Annotated in this window: 25 protein-coding genes; 11 read left to right on the top strand and 14 right to left on the bottom strand. The window is 70.4% G+C overall.

What is annotated here, in order from left to right:
• The 3 genes from ON27_RS22230 to ON27_RS22220 all read right to left on the bottom strand — a co-directional run.
• Positions 1 to 504, bottom strand: a 504-nt coding sequence (locus ON27_RS22230) for an ATP-binding cassette domain-containing protein (protein ID WP_043731111.1), incomplete at its 3' end; no start/stop codon positions are given.
• Complete coding sequence (locus tag ON27_RS22225) at positions 501 to 1,232, bottom strand: hypothetical protein (RefSeq protein ID WP_051046885.1); 732 nt, start codon at positions 1,230 to 1,232, stop codon at positions 501 to 503. The genes ON27_RS22230 and ON27_RS22225, both read right to left, overlap by 4 nt.
• A 202-nt stretch (positions 1,233 to 1,434) precedes the next feature.
• Complete coding sequence (locus tag ON27_RS22220) at positions 1,435 to 2,460, bottom strand: glutathione S-transferase family protein (RefSeq protein WP_051046884.1); 1,026 nt, start codon at positions 2,458 to 2,460, stop codon at positions 1,435 to 1,437.
• Between the two features lie 38 nt (positions 2,461 to 2,498).
• On the opposite strand from ON27_RS22220, the gene ON27_RS22215 reads away from it, so the two are divergent.
• Positions 2,499 to 3,293: an enoyl-CoA hydratase/isomerase family protein gene (locus ON27_RS22215; protein ID WP_043731107.1), complete on the top strand. Its 795-nt coding sequence runs from the start codon at positions 2,499 to 2,501 to the stop codon at positions 3,291 to 3,293.
• A gap of 92 nt (positions 3,294 to 3,385) precedes the next feature.
• Positions 3,386 to 4,642 (top strand): class I adenylate-forming enzyme family protein, encoded by a 1,257-nt coding sequence (locus ON27_RS22210; RefSeq protein ID WP_043731105.1) that lies wholly within the window; start codon positions 3,386 to 3,388, stop codon positions 4,640 to 4,642.
• 7 nt (positions 4,643 to 4,649) lie between these two features.
• Here ON27_RS22210 and ON27_RS22205 read toward each other — a convergent pair whose 3' ends face one another.
• On the bottom strand, positions 4,650 to 5,396 hold the full coding sequence (locus tag ON27_RS22205; RefSeq protein WP_043731102.1) for a tyrosine-protein phosphatase: 747 nt from the start codon (positions 5,394 to 5,396) through the stop codon (positions 4,650 to 4,652).
• A 414-nt stretch (positions 5,397 to 5,810) separates the two neighbouring features.
• Between ON27_RS22205 and ON27_RS22200 the strand changes: the two genes are divergently transcribed.
• Positions 5,811 to 6,293, top strand: coding sequence for a hypothetical protein (locus ON27_RS22200; RefSeq protein ID WP_051046883.1), 483 nt, complete (start codon positions 5,811 to 5,813; stop codon positions 6,291 to 6,293).
• A gap of 43 nt (positions 6,294 to 6,336) precedes the next feature.
• The gene (locus ON27_RS22195; protein ID WP_043731100.1) at positions 6,337 to 7,515 is read left to right on the top strand and encodes an amino acid deaminase/aldolase; all 1,179 of its coding nucleotides are present in this window, start codon (positions 6,337 to 6,339) and stop codon (positions 7,513 to 7,515) included.
• On the opposite strand, the gene ON27_RS22190 is transcribed toward ON27_RS22195, so the two are convergent.
• Positions 7,485 to 10,859 carry an AAA domain-containing protein gene (locus ON27_RS22190; protein WP_245560050.1) on the bottom strand — a complete coding sequence of 1,125 codons (3,375 nt, stop codon included), beginning with the start codon at positions 10,857 to 10,859 and terminating at the stop codon, positions 7,485 to 7,487. The genes ON27_RS22195 and ON27_RS22190 overlap by 31 nt on opposite strands.
• A 117-nt stretch (positions 10,860 to 10,976) precedes the next feature.
• On the bottom strand, positions 10,977 to 12,770 hold the full coding sequence (locus tag ON27_RS22185; protein WP_043731098.1) for a DEAD/DEAH box helicase: 1,794 nt from the start codon (positions 12,768 to 12,770) through the stop codon (positions 10,977 to 10,979).
• Positions 12,771 to 12,832: 62 nt separating this feature from the next.
• On the opposite strand from ON27_RS22185, the gene ON27_RS22180 reads away from it, so the two are divergent.
• The gene (locus tag ON27_RS22180; protein ID WP_051046882.1) at positions 12,833 to 13,687 is read left to right on the top strand and encodes a carbon-nitrogen hydrolase family protein; all 855 of its coding nucleotides are present in this window, start codon (positions 12,833 to 12,835) and stop codon (positions 13,685 to 13,687) included.
• Positions 13,688 to 13,699: 12 nt separating this feature from the next.
• Positions 13,700 to 14,323, top strand: coding sequence for a phosphoribosyltransferase (locus tag ON27_RS22175; RefSeq protein ID WP_043731094.1), 624 nt, complete (start codon positions 13,700 to 13,702; stop codon positions 14,321 to 14,323).
• Positions 14,324 to 14,329: 6 nt separating this feature from the next.
• On the opposite strand, the gene ON27_RS22170 is transcribed toward ON27_RS22175, so the two are convergent.
• The 5 genes from ON27_RS22170 to ON27_RS22150 all read right to left on the bottom strand — a co-directional run bounded on the left by ON27_RS22170 (position 14,330) and on the right by ON27_RS22150 (position 18,373).
• Positions 14,330 to 14,854, bottom strand: coding sequence for a gamma carbonic anhydrase family protein (locus tag ON27_RS22170; RefSeq protein WP_043731092.1), 525 nt, complete (start codon positions 14,852 to 14,854; stop codon positions 14,330 to 14,332).
• 212 nt (positions 14,855 to 15,066) lie between these two features.
• Positions 15,067 to 15,900: an ESX secretion-associated protein EspG gene (locus ON27_RS22165; protein ID WP_043731089.1), complete on the bottom strand. Its 834-nt coding sequence runs from the start codon at positions 15,898 to 15,900 to the stop codon at positions 15,067 to 15,069.
• Entirely contained in the window at positions 15,897 to 17,195 is a 1,299-nt protein-coding gene (locus tag ON27_RS22160; RefSeq protein WP_157227277.1) for a WXG100 family type VII secretion target, read from the bottom strand. Before ON27_RS22160 ends, ON27_RS22165 begins: the two co-directional genes overlap by 4 nt.
• Positions 17,188 to 17,622: a hypothetical protein gene (locus ON27_RS22155; RefSeq protein WP_043731083.1), complete on the bottom strand. Its 435-nt coding sequence runs from the start codon at positions 17,620 to 17,622 to the stop codon at positions 17,188 to 17,190. The genes ON27_RS22160 and ON27_RS22155 overlap by 8 nt, the downstream gene beginning before the upstream one ends.
• A gap of 34 nt (positions 17,623 to 17,656) precedes the next feature.
• Complete coding sequence (locus ON27_RS22150) at positions 17,657 to 18,373, bottom strand: alpha/beta hydrolase (protein WP_043731081.1); 717 nt, start codon at positions 18,371 to 18,373, stop codon at positions 17,657 to 17,659.
• Positions 18,374 to 18,480: 107 nt separating this feature from the next.
• Here ON27_RS22150 and ON27_RS22145 point away from each other — a divergent pair, with 107 nt between their 5' ends.
• Positions 18,481 to 19,392 carry an NHL repeat-containing protein gene (locus tag ON27_RS22145; RefSeq protein ID WP_063711359.1) on the top strand — a complete coding sequence of 304 codons (912 nt, stop codon included), beginning with the start codon at positions 18,481 to 18,483 and terminating at the stop codon, positions 19,390 to 19,392.
• Between the two features lie 38 nt (positions 19,393 to 19,430).
• Here ON27_RS22145 and ON27_RS22140 read toward each other — a convergent pair whose 3' ends face one another.
• Positions 19,431 to 19,739, bottom strand: coding sequence for an antibiotic biosynthesis monooxygenase family protein (locus ON27_RS22140; protein WP_043731079.1), 309 nt, complete (start codon positions 19,737 to 19,739; stop codon positions 19,431 to 19,433).
• A 226-nt stretch (positions 19,740 to 19,965) separates the two neighbouring features.
• Positions 19,966 to 20,964 (bottom strand): helix-turn-helix transcriptional regulator, encoded by a 999-nt coding sequence (locus ON27_RS22135; RefSeq protein WP_051046880.1) that lies wholly within the window; start codon positions 20,962 to 20,964, stop codon positions 19,966 to 19,968.
• A 97-nt stretch (positions 20,965 to 21,061) separates the two neighbouring features.
• Between ON27_RS22135 and ON27_RS22130 the strand changes: the two genes are divergently transcribed.
• Both ON27_RS22130 and ON27_RS22125 read left to right on the top strand, forming a co-directional pair.
• Complete coding sequence (locus ON27_RS22130) at positions 21,062 to 22,198, top strand: epoxide hydrolase family protein (protein WP_043731076.1); 1,137 nt, start codon at positions 21,062 to 21,064, stop codon at positions 22,196 to 22,198.
• Between the two features lie 109 nt (positions 22,199 to 22,307).
• Complete coding sequence (locus ON27_RS22125; RefSeq protein ID WP_245560049.1) at positions 22,308 to 22,856, top strand: VOC family protein; 549 nt, start codon at positions 22,308 to 22,310, stop codon at positions 22,854 to 22,856.
• Positions 22,857 to 23,067: 211 nt separating this feature from the next.
• On the opposite strand, the gene ON27_RS22120 is transcribed toward ON27_RS22125, so the two are convergent.
• Positions 23,068 to 23,766, bottom strand: a complete 699-nt coding sequence (locus ON27_RS22120; RefSeq protein ID WP_043731073.1) for a hypothetical protein — start codon at positions 23,764 to 23,766, stop codon at positions 23,068 to 23,070.
• Between the two features lie 193 nt (positions 23,767 to 23,959).
• Between ON27_RS22120 and ON27_RS22115 the strand changes: the two genes are divergently transcribed.
• Together ON27_RS22115 and ON27_RS22110 are read left to right on the top strand one after the other, a co-directional pair.
• Positions 23,960 to 25,132, top strand: coding sequence for an acyl-CoA dehydrogenase family protein (locus ON27_RS22115; protein WP_043731070.1), 1,173 nt, complete (start codon positions 23,960 to 23,962; stop codon positions 25,130 to 25,132).
• 9 nt (positions 25,133 to 25,141) lie between these two features.
• Positions 25,142 to 26,041 (top strand): acyl-CoA dehydrogenase family protein (locus tag ON27_RS22110; RefSeq protein ID WP_043731067.1); only part of this gene is annotated, 900 nt, incomplete at its 3' end.

Raw genomic sequence — 26,041 nt, 5'->3', positions numbered from 1 at the left:
CGGCTCGTCGAGCACCAGCAGCGGCGGATCGCCGAGCAGCGCGTTGGCCAGGGCCAGCCTGGTCTGCTGTCCGATCGACAGCGCGCCGATCTTCGTCGTGGCCTGCTCCACGAGCCCGACGACCTCGAGCACCTCGGACACCCTGCTATCGGCCACGCCCGCCGCGGCGGCGTAGATCCATAGGTGATCCCGCACGGCATGCGCCGGATGCAACCCGCGGGGCGCGAGCACGCCGCCGATCACACCCGCGGAACCGACGCCGTCTCGCCGGGAACCGGGGCCGCCCACGGACGCGGTGCCGGAGGTGGGGGCGAGCAGACCGAGCAGCACGCGCAGGATCGTGGTCTTGCCCGCGCCGCGCGGACCCACGAGCGCGGCGACGGCGCCGGAGGGCACGGTGAAGCTGACGTCCGTCACGGCGGTCGCCAAGTCGTACCGCTTGGTCAATCCCCGGACCGCGAACGCGACCGGACGCGCCCCGGTGGGCGCGCGGCGGACGCTCATCGTGGCGTGGCCGGAGGTTGCGGCTTCGCCGGGTCGATCGCGGTGAGCGGATCGGCGTCGATGATCAAGTGCCGGTCGGCGGGCCACGTGGTGGGCGGCGGCCCGAATGCCTTGCGCGCGTTGGTGATCGTGGCCTTGCCCAGCGCCCGGTTACCCGCGCCGCCGATCACCGCGCCGATGCCCGCGGGCAGCACTTTGCCCGCCATCAGCGCGGCGCGCTTGGTGATGAACCGGATGATGAACCGCTTGAGCAGCGAATCGTTCATGCTCGACAGCCCGGGGATCCGGTTGGCGAAGGCCGTGCCCCAGTTCTTCGCCGAGGTGCCGACGCTCTTCTGCACGATCTGCATGCCGCTCTCGCCCAGCACGACGGCCAGTACGAGCGCTCTGCGCTGCTCCTGGTTCTCCGGCGCTATGCCGTGCACCGAGGCCACCGCCAGGGTGAACACCGCCGAAGCCTCCATGAAGAAGGTGGTCTCCGCGCTCACCGCGGCGATGGCCGCGACGGTTCCGACGCCGGGGAAGGCCGCGGTCGCGCCGACCGCGCTGCCGCTGCCGGTCACCGCGAGCAGGTACTGCTTCTCCAACCGTTCGATGATCTGCGCGGGGCTTTCATCCGGGTGGGAGCGACGAATTCGGTCCACGTACTTGGCGACCGCGGGGGCCTGCAGGCGGGACCCGGTGTCGAGCAGCTCGACCACCGTCTTCTCGAACGCGCCTTTGAGCATCGGCGGCATCCTCCTCTTCCGGTCTGCTGGGTAGAACTGTATGGCACCGGTTGCCGTCAGCTCGTCATGACAACGAAGTACCCAGGCGGATCGGTTCCACCGGTGGCCGCCTCGCTTTCGCCCGGACGGATGCCGTCCGGCTGCGCCGTTCCGCCTTCGCTCGGTCGGCGCGGCTGTCCTCTGACTCCTTCCGCCGCGCCCCCTACGCGGGGCTGTGGATCGCGGGCACGCGTTCGGCCAAAGGCGGAGGAGGCGGCGGGGTTCCGTCGCCGAACGGCCTGCCGCCGAGGACTTCCCGGCCGTGCGGCGTCAGCCAGTTCGCCGGATCCGGACCCTTCGGGACGATCCCCGTGGGATTGATGTCCCGGTGCACGACGTAATAGTGCGTCTTGATCTGCTCGAAGTCGATCGTGTCGCCGAAACCGGGGGTCTGGTACAGATCGCGCGCGTACGCCCACAGCACCGGCATCTCGGCGAGCTTGGACCGGTTGCACTTGAAGTGCCCGTGGTACACCGCGTCGAAGCGGACCAGCGTGGTGAACAGCCGCACGTCCGCCTCGGTGATCGTGTCACCGACCAGATACCGTTGCGCGGCAAGGCGTTCGGACAGCCAGTCCAGCCGGTGGAAGAGCCGGTCGTAGGCGGCGTCGTAGGCATCCTGCGCGCCGGCGAACCCGCAGCGGTAGACGCCGTTGTTCACGTCGCGGAAGACCGCGAGGCTCACCTCGTCGATCTCGGCGCGCAGCGGTTCGGGATACAACTGCGGCGCGCCGGGCCGGTGGTGCTCGGTCCACTCGGTGGAGAAATCGAGCGTGATCTGCGCGTAGTCGTTCGTGACGACCTGTCCCGTCGGCACGTCTACGAGGGCGGGCACCGTGATGCCACGCGGGTAGCCGGGGAACCGGGCCAGGTAGGCGTCACGCAGCCGCGGAATGCCGAGCACCGGGTCGACGCCGCCGGGATCCAGATCGAAGGTCCAGCTGAGCTTGTCGTGCGTCGGCCCGCACAGGCCGAGCGAGAGCACCGGCTCGAGTCCGAGCAGACGGCGCACGATCAGCGTTCGGTTGGCCCACGGGCAGGCGCGCGCCGCGACGAGCCGGTAGCGCCCCGGCCGCACCGGGTAGCCGTCGCGGCCGTCGGCCGTGATCCGGGTGGTGATGTAGTTCGTGTCCCTCTTGAATTCGCCGGGCTCGACGTAGGAACCGCTTTCGCTGGCCGACTCGATCACACCGACAGTCTTCCAGATCGACCTCGTACGCTGACCGGATGAGTGCAACGAAGGCCACCCGGCTGGAACGAGACTTCACCGACGGCGGCGCGGAGGTGGCGACCCTCACCCTCGCCCATCCGCCGCTCAACCTGTTCGATCGGGCCATGCTCGACGCGCTGACCGCCGACATCGCCGACCTGTCGGCGCGGCCGCCGCGGGCGGTGCTGCTGCGCGCCGAGGGCAAGGTGGTCTCCGGCGGCGTCGACGTGCACGTCTTCGACGGTCTGACCCCGGAGCAGGGCGCCGAGCTGTGGCGCGCCCTGTTCGCGCAGATCATCCATCCGCTGGAGGCGCTGCCGTGCCCGGTGGTCTTCGCCGCGCACGGGCTGACCCTGACCGCGGCCTTCGAGATCGCGCTCGCCTGCGACATCCTGCTGGCGGCGCCGAAGGCCAAGTTCGGTTTGGTGGAGATCGTCGTCGGGCTGACGCCGTCGATGGGCGGCCCGCAGCGCCTCGCCGAACGCGCGGGCTCGGGCCGTGCCCGCGAGTTCGTGATGACCGGTGACCTCTACGACGCGGCGACCATGGCCGAATGGGGCGTGGTGAACGCCGTGCACGACGACCTCGACGCTGCCGCTCGCGCGCTGACCCACCGGCTGGCCGAAGGCCCGACCAAGGCCAACGCGGCGACCAAGAAGATCATCGAGGCTTGGCGTTCCGGCGGTGTGGCGCACGCGGATTCGGTGACACCCGAGGTGTCCGGAGCGCTGTTCGACACCGAGGATCTGCGGGGCGGGGTACGCAGTTTCCTCGAGCAGGGTCCGGGGAAGGCTCGCTACACCGGGCGGTGACAGCTAGGACACGTTCATCGCCTATCGCAGCGAAGTTGTGACATGCGTCATATAGTCGCAGTGCCTGATACCTCGAGGCACGCGGAGGACGAATGTCGCAGTTGCTCGTCGAATATCCCCTCACCGGCCCGCACGTCTGGGACAACCCGCTCGCTCGTGGCGCCGACGGAGTGCTGCGCTACGGAAATCTCACACCCGCGCTGACCGAACTCCTCGATCTGCAGGTGCACGCTTTCGCCACCCGCGAAGCCGTGGTGGAGGTCGGCGGCCCGCGCCTGACCTACCGCGAACTGTGGCACTCCGCCTCCCGGATCGCGGGCGGCTTGCAGGAGCACGGCATCGGCTACGGCGACCGGATCGCGATCCATCTGCCCACCGGCGTCCGCTGGGTGCAGGCATTCCTCGGCGCCTTGCTCAGCGGCGCGGTGCCGGTGCTGGTGCACGACGGGCTGCCCGAGGCGATGGCCGAGCGCGTGATCGCCGACAGCCGTGCCGATTTCGTGCTCGGCGGCAAGGGCGCCGAGACGGAGTTCCCGGACGGCGCCGCCTACATCGACGACGGAGCGGCGCTCGGCGACTTGGCGCTGCTGTGCTACACCAGCGGGGGTTGCACGCCCAAGGGCGTGGAGTTGACCAACGAGAACCTGCTGTCCGCGGTGCGCTCGGTGGTCGCGGCGCTGGACCTGCCGACCGACGGCCTGCGCAACCTGGTGTTGCTGCCGCTGGCGCACGCCAGTGGCTGCGTCGACCAGTTGTTGCCGACGTTCGCCGTCGGCGGCACCGTCGTGCTCACCCGGGACGCGCCCGGCCTGGCCGAAGCCATCACCGCCGAGCGGGTCGACATGGTCTCCGCGACGCCGCGCATCTTCGCGGGCCTGCTGTCCGAACTGGCGGATCTGCGCGCCGAGGGGCTGTGTACCGATGGCATCGCCAGGATCAGCAAAGCCGGTCATCGCGGTGAGCGGGCCGCGTCCGGGTGCGCTCCGGTCGACCTCACGGCCGAACTGCGCGGCGTGTTCCCCGCGGCTCGGCAGTGGTCGGTGTGGGGAGCGACCGAGACCAGCGGCATCGGTCTCGCGGTGGACGACGCCGAGCGGGAGGCCGACCCTTCCGACGCGGCCACGGTGCTCGGATTCCCGTTCGGCGGGACGGAATTGGCGCTGTGGGGCCCGAAGGCGAAGGCGGGGCACGGCGAACTGCTGTGCCGGGGGCCGAACATCGCGCCGCGCTACTGGAACGACCCCACCACGACCGCGGCGCGGTTCACCGGTACCTGGTTCCACACCGGCGATCAGGTGACCATCGACGCCGACGGCTTGGTGCGCAGGGGCGCGGCGCCCGTCGAGTGAGCGGCGCTCACTCGAGCATGCGCTCGCGCAGCCGCGCGAGCAGGTCCGGCGTCAGTCCGGCGGTCGCGAGATAGCCGTGCAGGTCGCCGTGCAATTCGCGCATCGACGCGGTGGCGATGTCGAGGTACTCCTCGCGCACGCCGAGCAGGTCCACCGAGACTTCCTCGCCGGAGAGCAATTTCGACGTCATGACGGCGCGCAGCGCGGGGATGGCCCCGTTGCTGAGCAGGTAGTCGGCCTGCACGTCGGCTTCTGTCACGCCGACCGCGCGCAGCAGTGTCGCGACGGCCCAGCCGGTGCGGTCCTTGCCCGCCGCGCAGTGCACCAGCACGGCGCCGTCGCCGCGCGCGATGGACTCGGCGAGGGAGACGATGGCGGCGTGCGCCTCGGGCAGCGCGGGGAACATCCGGTAGACCTCGAGCATGTGCGTGTACGCGGTCCGCGCCGTTGCCTCGTGCGGCGGCGCCTCGGCCATCCGCGAGTCGAACGGAGTGACGGTCAGCCGGACGTCAGGCGGCAGTTGGTCGGCGCCCATGTGGTCGATCTCCCGCTGTCCGCGCAGGTCGTGCACGTAGCTGACGCTCAGTTCGCGCAGCGCGGCGTGGCCGGTCTCGTCGAGTCCGCTCAGCTGGGCCGAGCGCAGCAGGATGCCAGGGCGGACTTTGGCGCCGTCGTGGGTGCGCAGCCCGCCGGTGTCTCGGAAGTTGAACGTGCCGGAGAGGAAGTACTGGTCGGCGGGGGGCGAGAGAGTCACCGATCAAGGCTATCGGGCTCGCGGAACGAAAAGGTGTCGGTTGCGGATCGGACCCCACACGATAAGCTGACCGATTTGGGCGGTTCGGCTGTGGGATGCGCCACAAAATTTGGGTTGCCCGCGACTCGAACCGTACCGTTGTCAACGGTCTGTCGAGGGGTGGGGCGACCTCCAGATCCACCGTCATAGCGGCATTTCCGGGCGACACGGCCGGATAGCGTCCCGGTCCCGGTTGGGTAACAAAACATTCTTCCAGTCTGGAATTACCCATCGAACCCATTCTCAAACCCCGAAAACGAACTACCATTGATGAACGTTGGACCGGGCAGCCGAGGTGTTTCCCGATGTTGCCCGCCCTGTTCAGCGAGTCGCGCCGACGGAGGTGCGTGAGTTCTTTCCCCGAGGGAGTCGTCGTTGAGCGCACGTGGAGAAGTGATAACAGAAATCCGGCTACGACCCGCCGTCATCGACGCGGTGGAAGCGGCGGCCGCCACGCTCGACTACAAGGGTCTGCGCGCGCTGCGGGTGCTGCTGCACGCCGGGGTCAGTGCGTACTGGCCGCTGGTCAAGGCCACGCCGGAGCGGCAGATCAGGTCGTACGAGATGACCCTGCAGGCGCTACGCGCCCGCTGGCAGGTCAGGGGTGACTGCTTCCCGGACCCGATCGCGACGGAGTTCTACCGCGAGAAGGATGCGGAGGTCACCGCCTTCCTGAAACTGTGCGCCGAATTGTCGGACACGCAGTGGCTGGAGCCGGTGGAGGCGATCGCCTGCAATGTCGTTTCGATCGTGCAGGGCACGGTCCTGCGCTGGCTGGCCGATTGCAACGACGAGACCATGCTGGTGGTGCTCGATGAGATGGTCAGCGGACTCGCCACCAAGGCCGCGGAGATCTGACAAATACTGGACGTTTGACCAACTTGGTGGTTGAGTTGTCCTGGTGACCGAGACGTCGCCGATCGCGGGGCTGCACGCGGCCACCGCCGAACTGGATCCGCCGCTGGCCGCCCTCCATCTGCCCACCCTGCGTGCGAACGCCGCCGACCTGGCGCGCCGCGCTGGTGGCACGCCGGTGCGTGTGGCCAGTAAATCCGTGCGCTGCCGCGCCGTCCTCGCCGAAGTTCTCGGTGCCGGCCTGACCGCCGCGGGCGGCTTCGCGGGCATCATGTCCTACTCCCTGCGCGAAGCGCTCTGGCTCGTGCGCCACGGCGCGCGCGACGTCCTGCTCGGTTATCCGAGCGTGGACCGCGCCGCGCTGGCCGAACTGGCTTCCGACGACCTGCTGCTGCGATCGGTCACGCTGATGATCGATGATGCCGGGCAACTCGACCTGATCCGCGCCGCCGTCGGTACCGACCGGGTACGCCCGCGCGTCTGCCTGGACGTGGACGCCTCGCTGCGGATCGGCCCGCTGCACCTCGGCGTGCGCCGTTCTCCCGTGCGCATGCCGGAACAGGCGGCCACCCTGGCGAGCGAGGCGCTTCGGCGTGGCTTCGACGTGGTGGGCGTGATGACCTACGAGGCGCAGATCGCGGGGCTGCCGGACTCGAATGTCGCGGTCCGTCTGGTGAAGCGCGCCTCCGCGGCGGAGATCCGCAAGCGCCGTGCCCAGGTGCTCGACGCGGTCCGCTCGGTGACCGGCAAGCTAGAGATCGTCAACAGCGGCGGCAGCGGATCCATCGAGGTCAGCGTGGCCGATCCGGACGTCACCGAGGTGACCGCGGGAAGCGGGCTGTACGTACCGACCCTGTTCGACGGCTACCGGTCGTTCACACCGCGGCCCGCGCTGTACTTCGCCACCCCCGTGCTGCGCCGGCCCGCGGCCGATATCGCCACCGTCTTCGCGGGCGGCTACATCGCCTCCGGGCCCGCCGGGCCGTCGCGGGTACCCAAGCCGGTCTGGCCGCGCGGGTTGAAGCTGCTGGGCACCGAGGGCGCGGGCGAGGTGCAGACCCCGCTGTCGGGCGCCGCGCAACTGCGGATCGGCGACCGAGTGTGGTTCCGGCACGCGAAGGCCGGTGAACTGTGCGAGCGCTTCGACACGGTGCATCTGGTCGACGAGGACGGCTCCCGCGTCGCCGCGCCGACCTATCGGGGCGAGGGCGTCTGCTTCGGCTGACCCGCTGCGGACAGCCGCAGGAACGCACCGAGATCGGCGAGTTCGTCCGCGGTGGCGGGCAGGTACTCGGCGAGCAGCGGTGAGCGGATGACGACCGCCTTCCACATGGCGCGGCACAGCGCGTGGATCAGGCCCCGCGACAGCAGCGGCGACATGCCGTGGGGAGCGTCGGCGGGACTGGAGGTGGTCATCGACAGCAGCACCACGGCTGCTTCCCGGCCCCGGAATCGATCCGGCGTGCCCACCAGGACGTCCTCGATCTTGGCGCGCGCCAGCAAGGTCCGGATACGCCCGACCTGAGCGGCGTACGGCGCGACCACGAAGATGTCGTGCGGATGCAGCCTGCGGGTGGTCGCGCCGATCGTCCAGGACATGCCGAGCAGCGCGCGGACCCGGCGTACGACTTCGCGCGCCTCGGCCGGTGACTCGGTGGCGTTGCCGTAGTGCTCCACCAGAACGGTGTCCACGCCGGGTTCCTCGCCGTCCAGTCGCCGGGCCAGGGTGACCGTCTCGTTGGCGCGCAGGCGGCCGTCGTAGTACAGGCGGGAGACGGGTTCGCAGACGGCGGGGTGCATCCGCCAGGTGCGGTCCAGGAAATAGCCGCGTTCGGCAGGCAACGTCTGCCGACCCTCGGCCAGCCAGCCGAGCACCGATTCGCCGACCGGGGCCGGGTGCACGCCGCGCGCGGTCGAGGGCACCGGATCGCCGAGCAGCAGCAGGTTGCGCGCGCACGCCGCGACGGACACGGTCTCGGCCAGCGGGAAGCGGCCGGCGTCGGCGACCACGAGCAGATCGAGGCCCGCGCGCGGCACCAGATCCTCGTTCACGAAGTCGGCCGGGGCGCCGCCGAGGACGCACCCGCTGATCGCGCTGTCCAGGAACCGCGGATAGCGGGCGGCATCGATCACTACCCACTCCGGGGCGACCGTGGCCGCGTCCTTCTTGGCGACCAGTTCCGGCAGCACGCCCGCCCGCACGATCGCGTCGAGCAGGTTCTCCACGGTCGAGGGCTCCTGCGCCACAACGCCGATCCGCCACTTGTTCCGCTTGATCAGCCGCTCCAGCACCCGCGCGGCGGTCGCGGTCTTCCCGGTGCCGGACGGACCCTGCACCGCCACATAGGAGTGGTCAAGCGCGCACAGCGCGGTGGTGATCGCCGCGGCGTAGTCGCCGTGCACCTCGGGCAACCGGGCGTCGCCGTGCAGCCGGGGCGCACGGCGTGCGAGGAGGTCGAAGGCGGCTGCGTGGGGTATGCCGGGCAGGGTCATCAGCAACTGCTGCGCCGCGAGTTCGATGGTCAGCGCGGCATTCTCGTCCCAGGCCGGGAGGCCGGGCGCGATCGCGGACGGCAACTCGTCGTAGGGCTCGCAACCCTCGGGCAGCAATTCCTCCAGCCGGACGGCGTCGTCGAACTCGGCGTCCACCGAGCAGCCGAGCACCGTCGCCGTCGCGACGGCCCGTCGACCCGCGCCGGTGACCATCGCGGCCGCCACGGGCCGGTCGTAGAAGGTGTAGACGGTGGTACCGGGAGTGAGCGCGCTCGGCCCGGGGGCGCCGCTCGCGCCGGTCCCGATCCGGCCCGTCAGGGTCAGGTAGCGGCGCATCGTCGGGCGGTCGGGGCGGCGATGCCATTTGGTGTCCACCGTGCCCCAGTCGGCGACCAGAACGCCTGGAGCGTCGGCCCATTCCTCGACCGGATGGCTGAGCCGGTCGGCGTGGGCCCACCACAGCGGCTGCCGCTCGCGCCGGTGATAGCCGAGCGCCGCGGCCGTCAGCGCCGCCGGGTGCAGCGGATCGCCTTGCGCGGCGGCGTATTCGGCGAGCGCGGCCTCCAGCGACGACGGCCGGGAGGAGGGCAGCGGCAGGGACTGGCCGGGGACCGCCTCGACGCACCACGCGTCCGGCCGCTCCGGTGCCGGGGTGCCCGTGGCGACGCGCTGTTCGGCCGCCCGCTCGAGCAGCCAATCGCGCAGCCGCAGCACGGTGTGGCAATCACGTTCGGCGGCCGGGTCCGTCGCGGTGGGAAGCAACTGCCGCAGCCCGCTCAGCCGGTAGGACGACTCGCCGACCAGTAGCGTGCCGCGCACGATCGGATACAGGTCGACCAGAACGCCACCGCACAGCAGCTCGTCCACGAGTTCCTCGTTGACACCGTGCCGTCCGGTGCAGCGCAGCAACGCCGTCCGCACCGCGGAGGAATAGTGGTATACGTGCAGGTCGGGATAGATCCGGCGGCGCTGGGTGAGATAGTCGAGCACTTGCTCGAGCACGCGGCGTTCGCCGGGGGCGGCACGGTCGGGATCGCTGGAACCGACCGGCCCGCGCAACGACAGGTGCACCGTGTCCGGACCGCCGATCTCGATGGTGAGCGGGGTGCGTCCGCCGCCTGTGATGGTCAGCGACAGATCGCCGGTCGAGGGCGCGGGCAGCGCCCCGAGCACGGCCGCGTCGAGCAGCGCGTACGTGGGCTCGCCGGAAACCTCCCGCCGCAGTTGCAACTCCGCTTGGCGGCGCAGCGCGGAGACGGTGCGCGGCGGCACACCGGGCACCGCGCTCTCGGTGGCGGCCAGCCGGTCGATGGTGTGCACGCCCGCTTCACGCAGCCGGGCCCGCGTCGCGGGCGGCATGCCTGCCACGAGCAGCAGATCCCGCGCGGCGGACAAAGCGTCGGCGCAGGTAGGGCAGCGGCCGCAGGCGAGATAGCGCGGATCGCCCCACTGCACCGGCAGCAGTTCGCCCAGCTTCTCCTCCACGATGCGCTCCACCCGGCACCTGCGCGCCCGATACAGCGGCAGCAGTGCGCTGAGCGCGTGGGCAGTGCTCTCCTCGCCTGGATGCAGCCGCACCAAGGGCGCGGTGAGCGCGCCCGAGCGGTCCAGCGCGTCGGCGCAGGCGGCGAGTCCGAGCGCGGTGCCCACCCGGTCGGCGGTCGTGAGGGCGATGCCGTGCACGGTGTAGCGGACCCGATGCTCCGCACGCACCAGGAAGTCGGCGGAGCAATGGAACCGGCCGTCGAAGAAGGTGGCGCCGTGCACGACGTGCGCGCCGGAGCGCAAGGCGGCGACCGTGTCGGAGTGCGCGGCCGTCAGTGCCTCGACGAACCGCCGCGGGTCGCTCGGGTTGTCGGGTGGGCGATCGATCTCGACCACCGCGTCGCCGAACCGGGTGCGGTAGTCGTCGAGAAAGCGTCGATGGAGGTCGCCGGTCGCGGTCGCCGGTGCGATGGTTCCGGGTTCGGCCGGGATGGTGCCCAGTTCGGCGTCGAGGGCGCGCAGCAGCGCGAACTCGCAGTGTGCCGCGCGGACGAGATCGACGGTGGTGCAGACGACACGATCACCGAACACGAACAAACGCGGCCCTCCTGTGTCTTCGCGGGACACCCGCTGCCGGCGTGCGCCGAATTACACACGGACGGCAACACTGTAGCTAGCGCGCCTGACCTCGACGTACCCTCCCCGGGCTCAGGAACGTGGCTTACGGCGCTCCGGCCGCTTGACGCCATCGCGCTCCCGGCGCGGGCCACGGGTGAGCGAGCGATGCTGCGGCGGCCCCTGATCCAGTTGCAGCTGGATCAGTACACCGCTGATCCGCGTGCGCCGCAAGGCCTCCAGCGTTTCCTCCGGCAGCTGCGCGGGCAACTCCACCAGACTGTGGTCGGGCCGGATGCTGATGTGCCCGAAGTCGCTGCGGCGCAGGCCGCCTTCGTTGGCGATGGCACCGACGATCGCGCCGGGCACCACGCGATGCCGCTTGCCCACGCTGATCCGGTAGGTCGCCAGCTCGGTGCCGGTGGCGCGGTGGTGCGAACCGCCGCCCTGCCGTTCCTCGTCGAAGCGCCGGGCGGGACGCTCGCGCGGGGTCCGGTCGCGCTGCGGACGCTCCACCGGCTCCGGCTCGGGCTCCATGAAGAAGTTGTCGCCGTCGTAGGAGCCGACCGCCAGCGCCGCGGCGATGTCGGCGAGCGGGATGTTGTGCTCGCGCTCGTAATCCTCGATCAGCTTGCGGAACAGCGCCAGGTTGGACGAGGCGAGGTTCTCGGTGATGGCGTCGCCGAACTTGGTGACGCGCTGGGCGTTGACGTCTTCGACGCTGGGCAGCTGCATCTCGGTCAGCGGATGCCGGGTGGCCCGCTCGATCGACTTGAGCAGGTGCCGCTCGCGCGGCGCGACGAACAGCAGCGCCTCGCCGCTGCGCCCGGCCCGGCCGGTGCGGCCGATGCGGTGCACGTAGGACTCGGTGTCGTGCGGGATGTCGTAATTGACCACGTGCGAGATGCGGTCCACGTCCAGCCCGCGCGCGGCCACGTCGGTGGCGACCAGGATGTCCAGCGAACCGGACTTGAGCTGGCCGATGGTGCGCTCGCGCTGGTTCTGCGCGATGTCGCCGTTGATCGCGGCGGCGGAGAAGCCCCTGGCGCGCAGCTTCTCGGCGAGTTCCTCGGTGGCCTGCTTGGTACGGACGAAGATGATCATCGCCTCGAACGACTCGACCTCGAGCACCCGGGTGAGCGCGTCCAGCTTGCGCTGATGGGAGACCTGCACCCAGCGCTGGGTGATGTTGGTGGCCGTCGAGGTCTTCGCCTTGACCGTGATCTCGACCGGATCGTGCAGATACTGCTTGGAGATCTTGCGGATCGCGGCGGGCATGGTCGCGGAGAACAGCGCCACCTGCTTGTCGGTGGGCGTGTCGGCGAGGATGCGCTCGACGTCCTCCTGGAAGCCCATCTTCAGCATCTCGTCGGCCTCGTCGAGCACCAGGTACTGCAGCTGCGAGAGGTCGAGCGTGCCCTTCTCCAGGTGATCGATCACGCGGCCCGGCGTGCCGACCACGACGTGCGCGCCGCGGCGCAGCCCCGACAGCTGCACGCCGTAGCTCTGCCCGCCGTAGATGGGCAGCACGTGCAAGCCAGGGATGTGCGCGGCATAGCGGCCGAACGCCTCGGCGACCTGGATCGCGAGTTCGCGGGTCGGGGCGAGCACGAGGGCGCGCGGGGTGCGGCCGGTGGCTTCGAGCCCCATCAGGATCGGAATGGCGAAGGCGGCGGTCTTGCCCGTGCCGGTCTGCGCGAGGCCGACCACGTCGGACCCGGCGAGCAGCGGCGGAATCGTCGCGGCCTGGATCGGCGACGGCGATTCGTAACCGACATCGGCGATGGCCGCCAGAATGCGGTCATCGATCCCCAGATCGGCGAATGACGGGCCGTCGGTGTCCCTGTCGTTGTCGCCAGAAACGCTGTCGACCTCATTGGTGCTCATTGACCAGGAGTTTACTGCGTGGTGCTGGTCGCTCCGGCCACCGCCCCAATACGGTGAGACGTATGCAACTGGACAACTCGCCCGCGCATCGGGACGCGACGACGGATCAGCTGGACGTGGCGGTCGTCCAATTCGCTCCCTCGACCGACCCCTCGGCCAACCTCGCGGCGGTGCGCGAACACGTCCGCACGGCTCGGGAGCGCGGTGCGAGCGTGGTCGTCGCGCCGGAGTACTCGATGTTCGCCGTCACCCGCCTCGATGAGCGGGTCGTGGCTGTCGCCGAGCCGCTGACCGGCCCATTCGTCACCGGGCTCGGGAGCATAGCGCGCGAGTTCGACGTGTTCCTGGTCGCCGGAACGGTGGAGCGGGTCGCTCCCGGCGGGGACCGCATCCGCAATACGCTCGTCGTGCTCGGCCCCGACGGCTCCCTGGTCACCCGCTACCGGAAGGTGCATCTCTACGACGCCTTCGGCCACCTCGAGTCCGATGTGGTCGAGCCCGGCGTGATCGAGGCGCCGCCCACCTTCACGGTCGCGGATGTGACATTCGGCATGCAGACCTGTTTCGATCTGCGCTTCCCGGAGGGCGTGCGGCGGGTCGCCGCGGCGGGCGCACAGGTGCTGCTGCTGCCCGCCCAGTGGATTCCGGGACCGGCCAAGGTCGATCAGTGGACGACGCTGCTGCGGGCGCGCGCGATCGAGAACACCGTGTACGTCGCCGCGGCCGATCAGGCCGCACCGCGCGGCGCGGGCGCGTCGATGATCGTGGACCCGGCCGGTTCGGTGCTCGCCGAACTCGGCGACGAGCCGGGCGTGCTGACCGCCGGTATCGACCTGGCGTACCTGAGCAAGGTGCGCACGGCCAACCCGAGCCTCGCCTTGCGTCGATTCGCGATCACCGAGCGCGGACCGGAGTAGCGTTCGGAATCGATGGTGTACGCCGATCGGACCTCAGCCGGTCACGCGCTGGGTGCGCATCTGGAGCACCTGCGCGCGTCGAACCCGCTGGTGCTCGGCCTCCCGCGCGGTGGAGTGCCGGTGGCAGCGGCGGTGCGCGAGAGGATCGGCGGCGACCTCGACATCCTGCTGGTCCGCAAGCTGGGCGTGCCCTGGCAACCGGAGCTCGCGCTGGGCGCGGTCGGCGAGGACGGCATCCGGGTCTTGAATCCGGACGTGCTCGCGCACACCGGGCTGGCGCCGAAGAAGGTCGACTCGATCGAGGCGCGGGAGCGGGCCGAGCTGGAGCGGCGCAGGCAGATACTGCGAGGTTCGGCACGGCCGATCCCGCTGACCGGACGCACGGTGGTGATCGTCGACGACGGCATGGCGACCGGCGCCACGGTCGCGGCCGCCTGCCGGGTCGCGCGCCTGCACCAGCCAGCGCGCGTCGTGGCGGCGGTGCCGGTCTCCTCCACGGAGGCGATGCGCAGGGTGGCCGACGAGGCCGACGAAGTCGTCTGCCCGTGGGTGCCGCGCTCGCTCGGCGGAGTCGGCGGCGCCTACCGTGATTTCCACCAGCTCGCCGACGCCGAGGTCACCGCGCTGCTGTGCTGACCGCGGTCAGATCTCGGCGATGCCTTTGCGGTGGCGCTGCGCCAGTTCCGCGTAGAAGCCCGGGTTGAGCTGCACCCACATCTGCGCTTGGGTGCCCTCGATCGGGCGTTTCACCTCGGCAGGGGATCCCGCGGCGAGCACGCCGTCGGGGATCTCGGCGCCCGGCGGCACCAGCGAGTGGGCGGCGATCATGCTGCCCGCCCCGATCTTGGCCAGGTCCAGCACCGTGGTGCCGTTGCCGACGATGGCCTCGGCCCCGACCGCGGCGCCGTGGAACACCACGCTGTGCGCGATGGTGGCCCCGGGACCGATCTCCATCGGCACGTCCGGCGGCACGTGCAGCACCGCGTTGTCCTGAATGTTGGCGCGTTCCCGGATGACGATCGGCGCCAGGTCCGCGCGCAGCACCGCGCCGTACCAGATCGAGGCGCCCGCCTCGACTCGGACGTCACCGATCAGGGTCGCCGTCGGCGCGACGAACGCCGTCGGATCGACCTGCGGCCGTTTGCCTTCGAATTCGTAGAGTGGCACTCGTACACCGTAAACGGTGCGGCTCGGTGGTCGTCGGCGCCGTCGCCGGGAGTTCGGCGTGCCGACCGGATTCGCATCGAGTTCTGCAACCCGATGGTCTATTGCGGGGTGCGGGTCGGTACCGATGGCCGGCATCGAGTCTCGCGACGAGGGTCGGCCGCCGCGGCGGAATCGGTGCCGACACTCGGCGCGGAGTCGGTCCGCCGGAATGTTCAGCGCCCGGCGTAGGCCGTCGACGTGCGCGCGGCCGCCGTGACGATCGGGCGCAGGTGGGCGGCGAAGCGTTCCGCGTTCACCGCGACGACGTCGACGTCGTCGCCGGTGCGAACGGTGTACCGGCCGTCGCCGACGACGTCGATCCAGCACAGCACGCCGAACGGTCGCAGTTCGCCCGCGCCGCGCCGGGCGGAGACGACCATCTGGCCGATGCCTTCGCGCGGCTGTCTGAGCAGTCGCCGGATGCGGGCGGGCGTGGACGGCCCGGCGACCGGAACGGTGACCAAGGTGCGGCTGTCCTCGCCGACCTGTGCCAAGGGAGCGGTCATGCGCGCGAGGGCGCCGGGGGTGTTCTCCGGAAGCATCGAAACCACCCGTGCGCACAGCGATTTCGAGCTGCCCGCGAACAACCGCACGTCACCGCCGCGATCGGGCGTGGCGCCGGGGCGTTGCGCCGCGACGACCGCGATGTTCCCGGCCGCCGCGCCGAGGACACGCACCGGGCGCGCCGTCGGCGCGGGCTCCCGCCCGTTCACCGCCGCCGGTACCGGCGGCCGTGGCCCGCCGTCCCCGCGTGGCGCCGGGTCGGGCGCCGCGTCGCGCTGACCGAAGACCTCGATGCGCAGGTCCGGTTGGGCGAGCACGCGCAGCGCCGCTTCCAGGTCCGCGTCCAGCACCTGATCGCACCAGCGGTCGAGCGCGGGAAGCTGCGCGGCCCGTTCGCCGGTGTCGCGGGCCGACAGGCGCACGGCGAGGGGATAGGGAATGCGATCGCCGCCGGTGCGCGACCAGGCCAGCGCGAACTGGTCCGGGGTCAGCGTCCAATTCACTCGTACTCGGTCCATTCACCGAGCACGGGCGGCGTGGTGGGGTCCAGCGCCCCGATGAGTTCGCCGCCGTCGTCGGATGGCTCGAGGAAGGTGGGCAGGTCGTCGAGGTCGAACTCGTCGTCCTCGTCGTCGAGCGATACCGCGCGTGTGACCGCCGCGTTCGCGGCCACGCTCGAGCCCGAGCGCGGGGTGTCGGCGGCGGCCAGCGCGCCACCCATCAGACCGCCCACCGCGCCCGCGCCCAGGCCGGTCACCGCCGCGTCGCCGCTGTCGTCCTTTTTGCGCCGCTCGTCGCGCTTGCGCTGCTCCTCGGGCGGGACCTGGCCGCCGACCCCCGGCACGGTCGTCGGCGGGCTCGTCGCGGAAGCGGGCGCGGTCGCGGATCCCGGCGCGTGCGCGGCGGGCGTGGCGGGGGCAGCGTCGAGAACGGACGCGGCCGCGACCGTCGACAGCGGCGCGGCGGCGGGTGCGACCGTGGACGCGACCGCCCCCGGTGTTTCCGACGCCACCACGGCGGCGGGTGCTACACCGGCCGTGGACGTCGACGGTGTGTCCGCCGTGGGGGTGGGATCGTCTGGCGTCGCGCCGACGCTCTGCTCGGTCGTCCGGCTCGGCTCCTGGAGGGGCGTCGCGAGTGAAACGGGCGGCACGCCGGGCGTATCCGGGATGCGACCGGTGAGCTTGCTCGTCGGTGCGGCGGTGGGCGCAGGGGGCGCGGGATCGTCGGTCTCGTCGGGGAACACGGGCACGTCGGTGCCGGTGCGGACGAAAACGCCCGCGTAGATGTCGTTCATCACGCGCACGACGTCCTGGCGGGCATGCTCGCTCGCCTTCTGCCCGTCGACATTGCTGGTCGCCCGAGACGGATCCAAGAGCGCCGACCCCAGATCGGTGGCGTCGGCGGACGGCTCGGAGACCGCCGCGCGCAACGCTTCCGCCGCGTCGCTCGCCTGCCCGAGGCGCTGCGCGACCACAGCGAACACGTCGGCGAGGTCCTGGCCGTGCTGCTCGAACACGCGCACCACCGCGTCCGCGCTGGTAGCCGCGGAGCCGCGCCAGCCGTCGGAGATGGCCGCGCGAATCTCGGTGTGCGCCTGGAAGACGGCGTCGGCCAGTTGCGCGGCGGCCTCGCCCCAGGCCTGCCTGCCGCCCGCGAGCACCGCCGGATTCAGCAACTGGACTTTGGCGTGTATCTCGGTATGGGTGAGGTTGTCGAACACTTCGACGTGCGGTGCGTAAGCGGGGTCGGTGCGGCGGTGCCTGGCCCGCTCGCCGGCGCGCGGCATCTCACGCATGCGTGGCTCCCGTCACGTCGATGCGTTCGACCGCCAGCGCGAGCGCCTGGTCGGCTTGCTGGTAGGCGGTGGCCGCGGCGCGGAAGGTCTGCGCGAGTTCCCGTGCCGCGGTGGCGTATTCGCTCAATCGGGCGATCGCGCCGTCGGCCTTGCCCTCGAAACCCGTTCGCAGCGCGTCGCCGGAAGCGAACCCTCCGAAACCAGGGAGGGCGGTGGCCGCGGTCAAGATGCGGATCTGCTCCTCCACCCGGTCGGCGAGCAACTCGTACCGGCGCGCGCACCGTTCGTGCGCGCCTTCGGCGACCAGCAGACTGTCGATCCACAGCGAGCCGTCGTCGACCGCTCGGTTCAGCGCGGCGATGTCGACATCGGGCGCGGTGACCTCCGCGGGTGGCTCTCCGCCGAACCCGTTTTCCTGTGATGGCATCTGCGCCGTCCCCCTTCCTCGTCCGAAGAGCGGTTCACGGATGTCGTGCCAACCCCACGACGACACCCTGCATCCAATCCGCGATGTCGGCAGTGACCCGCGCGTGCACCGGCTCGTGCAGCAGGTCGTGCCCAGCGTCGATGTACTCCCGTAAATCTACCGATTCGTGGCGGCTAGTCCATACCCTGATCGCATCGATCGGCGCGCGCCGATCGTCCACGCCGTGCACCGCGAGGACCGGAAGTTCGCGCGGCAGCGGCGTTCCCGGCGCGTTCGGCGCTCCGCCGCCCAGCGCCCGCTTCGGCACGCCCGAGAGCACCAGGCCCGCAAGCCGGTCGGCGGGCAGGGCGGGCCGCAGTGGGTAACCGGGTTCCACGACCGTCGGATTCGAATCCCCCATGGCCGGGTCCGGCACCGCCGCGCCGAACATACCGAGCGCGGTTGCCGCGCCGAGCGAGTGGCCCATCAGGATCAGCGGCCGGTCGGTACCGGCCAGTTCGACCAGCCGCAGCGCGTCGGCCACCAGGTCGGTCAGACTGCCCGGCTGTCGCGGATCGCCCTCGCTCAATCCGTGCCCGAACGTGTCCAGCGCCGACACCTGCGCACCGGCGGATTGCACGGCGCGCGCGAAGCGGTGGTAATGACCGCTGTGCTGGCCGATCCCGGGCAGCAGGACCACGTTGTACAGCGGGTCTTCGATCGGCCACTGCCGATAGTGCATCCGGCCGCGCGCGCCGTCGAAAAATGGCATGGACCGATAGTGCCAAAAATCGTGTCGCGAATGGGACCGCACGATTTCGGGTCGAGGGCGGCTAAAATGCGCGGCGAATTACTCCTACCGAGCCCGAGGTGGCCGCGTTGCGCATTCCCCGCCGTCCAGGCGCCTTCTTCTTGTCCGCGGCGGCGCTGGCCCTCACCGGAGTGCTCGCGCCTGGCTCGGGCGCCGCGCCACCGGTCGCCGCCTGCGACACCGCGACGGCGGTCACGGCCGTCGCAGCGCCTGCGCCGGTGCTCGACTGGGCGGAGAACCTGGGTTTCGACGCGCAAGGCAACCTGTGGGTGTCGCGGCTCTACCGCAACGAGGTTCAGCGCTACGACGCCGCGGGCACGCTGACCGCGACCGTCGCGGTGGAGTTCCCCGGCGCGGTCCGGCTCGGTCCGGACGGACTGCTCTACGTCGTCTACGGTGACGCGCCGGTCAGTGTCGTGCGCCCCGGCGGCGTGCTCCGCTTCGATCCTGCGGCGGCCGTGCCGAAGCCGGAGGTCTTCGTCTCCGGCCTCACGATGCCCAACGGCGCGACGTTCGACCCGAGCGGCAACCTGTACGTCGCGACCGTGTCCGGCGTGGCCAAGGTCGCTCCCGACGGTGCCGTCGACGCCGCGTGGGGAGCGCCGCTGGCCGGCCTCGCCGCCAACGGCGCGGCTGTGCACGACGGCGTGCTGTACGTGACCGCCAACGGCGGCCCGCTCGGCCGGATCGTCCGTATCCCGCTCACCGCGCCCGTGGATCACGGCACGGTCACCGATCTGTCCTCGGGACTGCCCGGCCTCCCGGACTTCGCCGACGACCTCTTGGCCGACCCGACCGGCATTCTCTACGTCACCACCCTGACCGGCCAGTTGATCCGCGTCGATCCCGCCACCGCCGCCGCGTGCGCGGTCCTGCAGACGCAGCCTCTCACCGCGGTGGCGGCCGTCCCGGCCCGTCCGGACCAGCTGATCGCCACCACCGAGTCCGGCGCACTCTTGCGAGTCGGCCTTTCCCGTTGAGCCCCCGCGAGTAGCGGATGCGTCCTGGGGAGGTCGTGTCAGGTGTATTCGGCTACGACTTCGTAGAAGGCAGGGTTCGCGTCGGCCGTCTTCCTGGCCTCGTCCACGGAGGCCAGAACGGCCGGTCGGGCTCCGACTGCCTCGCAAGCCTCGACGCTGTCCCAGTGGGCGACGTTCACCAGCTGGAATCGGGTGTCCGGCAGCAGCGCCCGGTGCAGGCGGACATCGCGGAAGCCCGGAGCCGCGCGCATGATCCGTGCTCGTTCGTGCCAGTGCTCGACGAATTCGTCTATCCGGTCGGCGGATATCTCGAAGACGTTGATGAAGGTGACCCCGTCGTCGCTCATGCTTGTGCCTTTCTGTTTCCGATCCCGCGTGAATGCGCTGCACCGGCAGCCAGGGTGCATATCACGGGCTTTTGTGGAAGTCGCGGACACCAGTCTTTGCGTCCCGATGCGGGCTGTCGAGGACATGTTGTCCACAGATCCGGACATATGCGATCGGACGGTGGGGATCGCGTATCCGGTTGACGCAGTCGATCGCGTCCGTGCGGTCGCCGAGCCGTGGCCGCGTCTAAGCGTCTGCTCGGCGCGGTCGGTCGTCGCCGCGGTTCGCGCCGATCGCGCGTCCGGCGCGGTCGGCGACGGCTCGCAGGTGTGCGATCAGTTCCGGCGGCTCGTGCACGCGGAATTCCACGCCCAGTCCGAGCAGCCGGTGGGCCAGCCACTCCGGTGCGTCGTCTCGCAAACCATCGACTCGGCAGGTGTTCGCATCGATCGCGACGACTTCGCCCGTGTCGTCTCCCAGCCGTCCCACGACTCGATCGGCGGACGCATGGATGGTCAGGTGCAGCCGGAACGTCGGTGTGCCCCAGTCGGTGCGGCGCCCCGCGACGTAGGCGGCGGCATCGGCGGCGGGTAGCCGGCGTGGGGTGAAGCGCGCGGCGGTGGGCTGCGGGCGGTCGATCCGGTCGACGCGGTACACGCGCCAGTCCGCGCGGTCGAGGTCGTAGCCGACCAGGTACCAGCGCCTACGGGCGGACACCAGGCCCATCGGCTCGGCATTGCGCCTCGTTTCGGCGCCCGCCTCGTCGCGGTAGGCGAATCGCACCCGCTCCCGGTTGGTCACCGTCGCCGCCAGCGTCGCGAGCACTTCCGGGTCCACGGCCGTTCCCGCGCCGGTGGGCGGGGTCAACGCGGCAGCGAGGACGCGCACCCTGCGCCGCAATCGCGCGGGCAGCACCTGCTCCAACTTGGCCAGCGCCCGGACCGACGCCTCTTCCATCCCCGCCACCGCGGACCCGGCGGCGGCCCGCAATCCGACCGCGATCGCGACGGCCTCGTCGTCCTCCACCAGCAGCGGAGGCATCGCGGTACCCGCGATCAGGCGGTATCCGCCCGTCGCGCCGAGTGTCGCGGTGACCGGGTAGCCGAGTTCGCGCAGCCGTTCGATGTCGCGGCGCACCGTGCGGTCGGTGACGCCGAGACGTTCGGCCAATTCGCTGCCCGGCCATTCGCGCGGCGTCTGGAGCAGCGAGAGCAGCCGAAGCAGCCGGGCAGGGGTGTCGTTCACGGATTCGAGTCTGCCGGAAATCTAGGACTCGTTCCGTCCTAGATGATCCCTAACGTCGTCGTCGTACCGCAGAACCGACCGGCAAGGAGCCGACCGAATGACCGACATCCGCCCGTTCCGCATCGAGATCCCCCAGTCCGACGTGGACGACCTGCACGACCGGCTCGAGCGCACCCGCTGGTCCGCCCAGCTGCCCGGCTCCGGCTGGGATCGCGGCGTGCCGGTCGGTTACCTGCGCGAGCTGGCCGAATACTGGCGAACCGAATTCGACTGGCGGGTACAGGAGGCGCGGCTCAACGGGTTCCCCCAGTTCAAGACGCGTATCGACGGGCTCGACGTGCACTTCCTGCACGTGCGCTCGCCGGAGCCGGACGCGACGCCCCTGATCCTCACCCACGGCTGGCCGAACTCCTTCGTAGAGTTCACCGAGACCATCGGCCCGCTGGCCGATCCGCGCGCCCACGGACTCGATCCGGCGTGGGCGTTCCACGTCGTGGTGCCCTCGGTCCCCGGGTTCGCGTTCTCCGAAGGGCCGCGCGAACTCGGCATGACGCCGGGCAAGGTGGCCCGGATGTGGCTGACGCTGATGGACCGGCTCGGCTACCCGCGTTTCGGCGCACAGGGCGGCGACCTCGGCGCCTACATCGCGCCCGAACTCGCCATCGCCGCCCCGGACCGGGTGATCGGCGTGCACCTCGACGGTGGCATCGGAATGCCGACCGAGGCGGACGTGCCGACCATGACGCCCGCGGAACGCGCCGAGTGGGACCTCATGCAGCAGTGGATGACCGGCGGCGTGAACCATCACGTTCTGCTGCGTGCCGCACCACAGACCTTCGCCCACGCGTGGACCGATTCGCCGGTGGGTCTGCTCGCTTGGCTGACGCAGAAATTCACCGAGTTCGCTCCGCTGGCCGACCGGGTGGAGGACGTGATCAGCCGCGACCACCTGCTGACCAACATCAGCCTGTACTGGTTCACCGGCACCGCGGCCACCTCGTCCTGGCCGATGTACAACGGCCTCGGTGACGGCGGATTCGTCTGGCCGAAGGGCCAGAAAGCGGTGCCGACCGGCACCTACGGCGGCGGGTCGGCACTGATGCGGCGGCTGGCCGAACAGGACAACACCATCGTGCACTGGCCGGAGGGCAACACCGGCAACCACTTCGTCGCGATGGAATGCCCGGCCGCGCACGTCGCCGACATCCGCGCGTTCTTCGCCGCCCTGGAGTGAGGACCGGCGGCAAGATCCGGCGCGGTGCCACTCGTCGGCCGGCGAGTGGCCCCGCGATCGGCGACCGCATGCACCGCACTTACGTGCCCGCTACCGACGAGAACGATGCTTGCGCAATCGATGTGGTTGCCATAGCCTTGCGGCGGGGAAGGTTGAGCAACAATCCATTTCTGAAGCCATTGGTCATCGGATGGTGTCGATTTCCGCTGGCGTAAAAGTTCGTAATAGGGAGGGTTGGTTGGATCACGGGGGGCTCCACTTCGGTTTGCACCACGTCCAGTTGGCGATACCGCCAGGCAGTGAGCCGGAATGCCGGCGGTTCTACGTCGAGGTGCTCGGGTTGCGGGAAGTGCGGAAACCGCCTGTGCTCGAAGCTCGAGGTGGGCTGTGGGTTCGCGGCGACGGGCTCGAGATCCACCTCGGCGTCGAACAGGACTTCCGTCCTGCGCGTAAGGCTCATCCGGGCATCCTCGTCGGACGTCTCGACGAGCTGGCCCGGAAATTGACCGAAGCGGGCATCGAACTCTCCTGGGACGAAGAATTCCCGGGATTTCGCCGATTCTATGCATTCGACTGTGTGGGCAACCGGCTCGAATTCATGTCTCCTTTGCAGGATGGGATGTCGGAAAAAGGAATACAGTCGGGTAGCGTCCAGTAATTATCGGACCGCAAGTTCTGATGTCGCAAGTTTTCGGTGACGAGCGGGCTCGAATTGCAAGCACCGACTGGATCGAAAATCAATGTGGGAAGTCCGACGTCGTCGGTGGCGGTGCTGCGGGCGTAGCCCTGAACGCGGCCGTAGGCGATCCCGGTTCGACTACGAAACGGGTGCGGGTTGCGAACCCGCCGGTGACACGGGCGGATCGGTCCTAAGGCGTAGGTTCGCCGCCGGAGCCGCTCGGGGCGGGCTGGGCGGGAGCGGGGGGTGCCGGTGCGGGGGCCGGGACGTCCGGGACGGTGAACAATCCCACGGTGGGGGTCATCACGCAGTGGGCGAACGGGTAGTCGATGATGCCCCACATCGAGGCGAGCACCGTGCCCGGCCCGCTCTTTACCGTCTTGGACAGCGACGGCAGGCGGTACTCGGTCACGTCGTCGAGCGGGTCGAGGCCGCTGGCGCCGGTGTTGACGTTCACCCACGCGACGACGAGCCCGGAGGCCAGCGGCGCGCCGGGGTGCGAGGGCGTCGCGCTGAAGCGCAGCTCGCCGGGGGCGACGTTCAGGTCACGGCCGTTGCCGCTGCCGTCGGTGGTGGCGGCCGCGATGATCGTGGTGACCGGCCCGTTGCTGCCGCAGCCGAAGGTGGGCGCGGCGTAGGAGAACGGGGTGAACACACTGGAGACATCGCGCAGGTTCGCGGCGTCGACCAGGTCGGCGTACCGCGTGAGCGCGGCGACGCCCTCCTGCGCGGACGCGTCGGCGCCCGCGATGTCGGTCAGGTGGGCGAGGCCGGCGTCCACCGGAGCCTGGGTCGGTTCGGCGGTCGCCGGTGCGGAGACGGTGAGAACCGCGCCGATGCCGAGGGATGCCGCCGCCGCGGCGGCGCGTGCGATGGTCCTGCCGTTCACTCGTTCTCCTCGATACCGAACCCTGCGGGGTCCCGACCCACGTGCAGCAACGTACCAGCTCGCGGCGGCCGACGTCCCGGGGAGCGGCGCCGCCGATCGCGCAGGTGTGCCGCCGGTTGTGATCCAGTCGACAATGGTGGATTACCGGGGGGTAGGTTTGACTCGGACGTACGAGACACGCAGGGAGATGCGTATGAAACTATCCTTGTCCCCCGACGACGTCGCCTTCCGCGACGAACTGCGCAAGATCTATCGGACCGAGATCCCGGCCGACATTCGCGAGCGCGTCCGGAACGGCCGCGAGCTGTCCCGCGACGACATCGTCACCGCGCACAAGATCCTGAACGACCACGGCCTCGCGGTGCCCAACTGGCCCGTGGAGTGGGGTGGCAAGGATTGGACGCCGATGCAGCGCCACATCTGGCAGGACGAGATGCAGCTCGCCTCCGTGCCGGAACCGCTGACGTTCAACGCGCAGATGGTCGGCCCGGTGATCGCCCATTTCGGCTCGCAGGAGCTCAAGGAGCGTTTCCTGCCGCCCACCGCGGCGCTGGACATCTGGTGGTGCCAGGGCTTCTCCGAGCCGGACGCGGGCTCCGACCTGGCGTCGCTGCGCACCACCGCGGTCCGTGACGGTGATTCCTACATCGTCAACGGCCAGAAGATCTGGACCACGCTGGCCCAGTACGCCGACTGGATCTTCTGCCTGGTGCGCACCGATCCCAACGCGCCCAAGAAGCAGGCGGGCATCTCGTTTCTGCTGTTCGACGTGAAATCGCCCGGCGTCACCATCCGCCCGATCAAGCTGATCGACGGCGGGTACGAGGTGAACGAGGTGTTCTTCGAGAATGTCCGGGTCCCCGCCGACCAGCTGGTCGGCGAGGAGAACATGGGCTGGACCTATGCGAAGTTCCTCCTCGGCAACGAGCGCACCGGCATCACCGGCGTCGGCCGCACCAAGGTCAAGATCGGCGTCGCGAAGCAGTACGCGGCGCAGATCAGGTCGGGCAGCGGCACGCTGCTGGAGGACCCGGTCTTCGCGGCGCGGGTCGCCGAGCTGGAGAACGAGCTGCTCGCGCTGGAGCTCACCCAGCTGCGGGTGGTCTCCAACTCCGCCGACGGCAAGCCGAACCCGGCCTCCTCGGTGCTGAAGCTGCGCGGTTCCGAACTCCAGCAGGCGGCCACCGAGCTGCTGCTGGACATCGCGGGACCGGACGCCATCCCGGTGGACGCCGACGACATCGCCTCGCCCGGCTGGGCGCAGCGCAGCGGCCCGGCCTACCTGAACTACCGCAAGACAACCATCTACGGAGGCTCCAGCGAGGTGCAGCGCACCATCATCGCCTCCACGATCCTCGGATTGTGAGGCCGCACCATGGATTTCGATCTCACCGATGAACAGGTCATGCTGCGCGACACGGTCCGTGACCTGCTCGCCCGCACCTACGACGCCGAGTCCCGGCTGAAGGTCGTCGACTCCGAACTGGGGTGGAGCCGCGAGGTGTGGCGTCAGCTCGCCGAACTGGGCGTGCTCGGCCTGAGTTTCGCCGAGGAGGACGGCGGCGTCGGCGCCGGCCCGGTGGAGACGATGGTCGTGCTGGAAGAGGTGGGCCGCAGGCTCGCGCCGGAACCGATCCTGGACGCGGTACTGGTGCCCGGCGGGCTGATCACCGCGGCCGGCAGCGCCGAGCAGCGGCAGCGAATCCTTCCCGAGGTCGCCTCGGGTGCGAAGCTGCTCGCCTTCGCTCATGCCGAGCCCGGAGTGCGCTGGCCGTCGACCGAGTTGGCGACCACCGCCGCGGCGCAGGGTGATTCGTACACGCTGACCGGCGTGAAGAATCCGGTCCCGCACGGCGACAGCGCCGACGAGCTGGTGGTGAGCGCCACGCTGCCGGACGGCGGTCCGGGGCTGTTCCTGGTCGCGCCGGACGCGACGGGCGTGGTCCGCAAGTCCTACCGCACGGTGGACGGTCAGCGCGGCGCGCAGCTGGAGCTGACCGACGCGCCCGCCGAGCGGCTCGGCGGAGCGGACGCGGCCGAGGCGATCGCGTCGGTGCTCACGCACGCGCAGGCGAGCCTGTGCGCGGAATCGGTCGGCGCCATGGCCGAAGCGCTGCGGCTGACCACCGACTACCTCAAACAGCGCAAGCAGTTCGGCGTCACCCTCTCGAAGTTCCAGACGCTCACGCAGCGGGCGGCCAACATGTATGTCTCGCTGGAACTGGCGCGCAGCATGAGTCTGTACGCCACGGCGTCGCTGGCGGACGGAACCGAC

Source organism: Nocardia asiatica NBRC 100129, assembly GCF_000308415.1.
GTDB lineage: Bacteria > Actinomycetota > Actinomycetes > Mycobacteriales > Mycobacteriaceae > Nocardia > Nocardia asiatica.
This window is presented reverse-complemented; position numbering and strand designations above follow the sequence as displayed.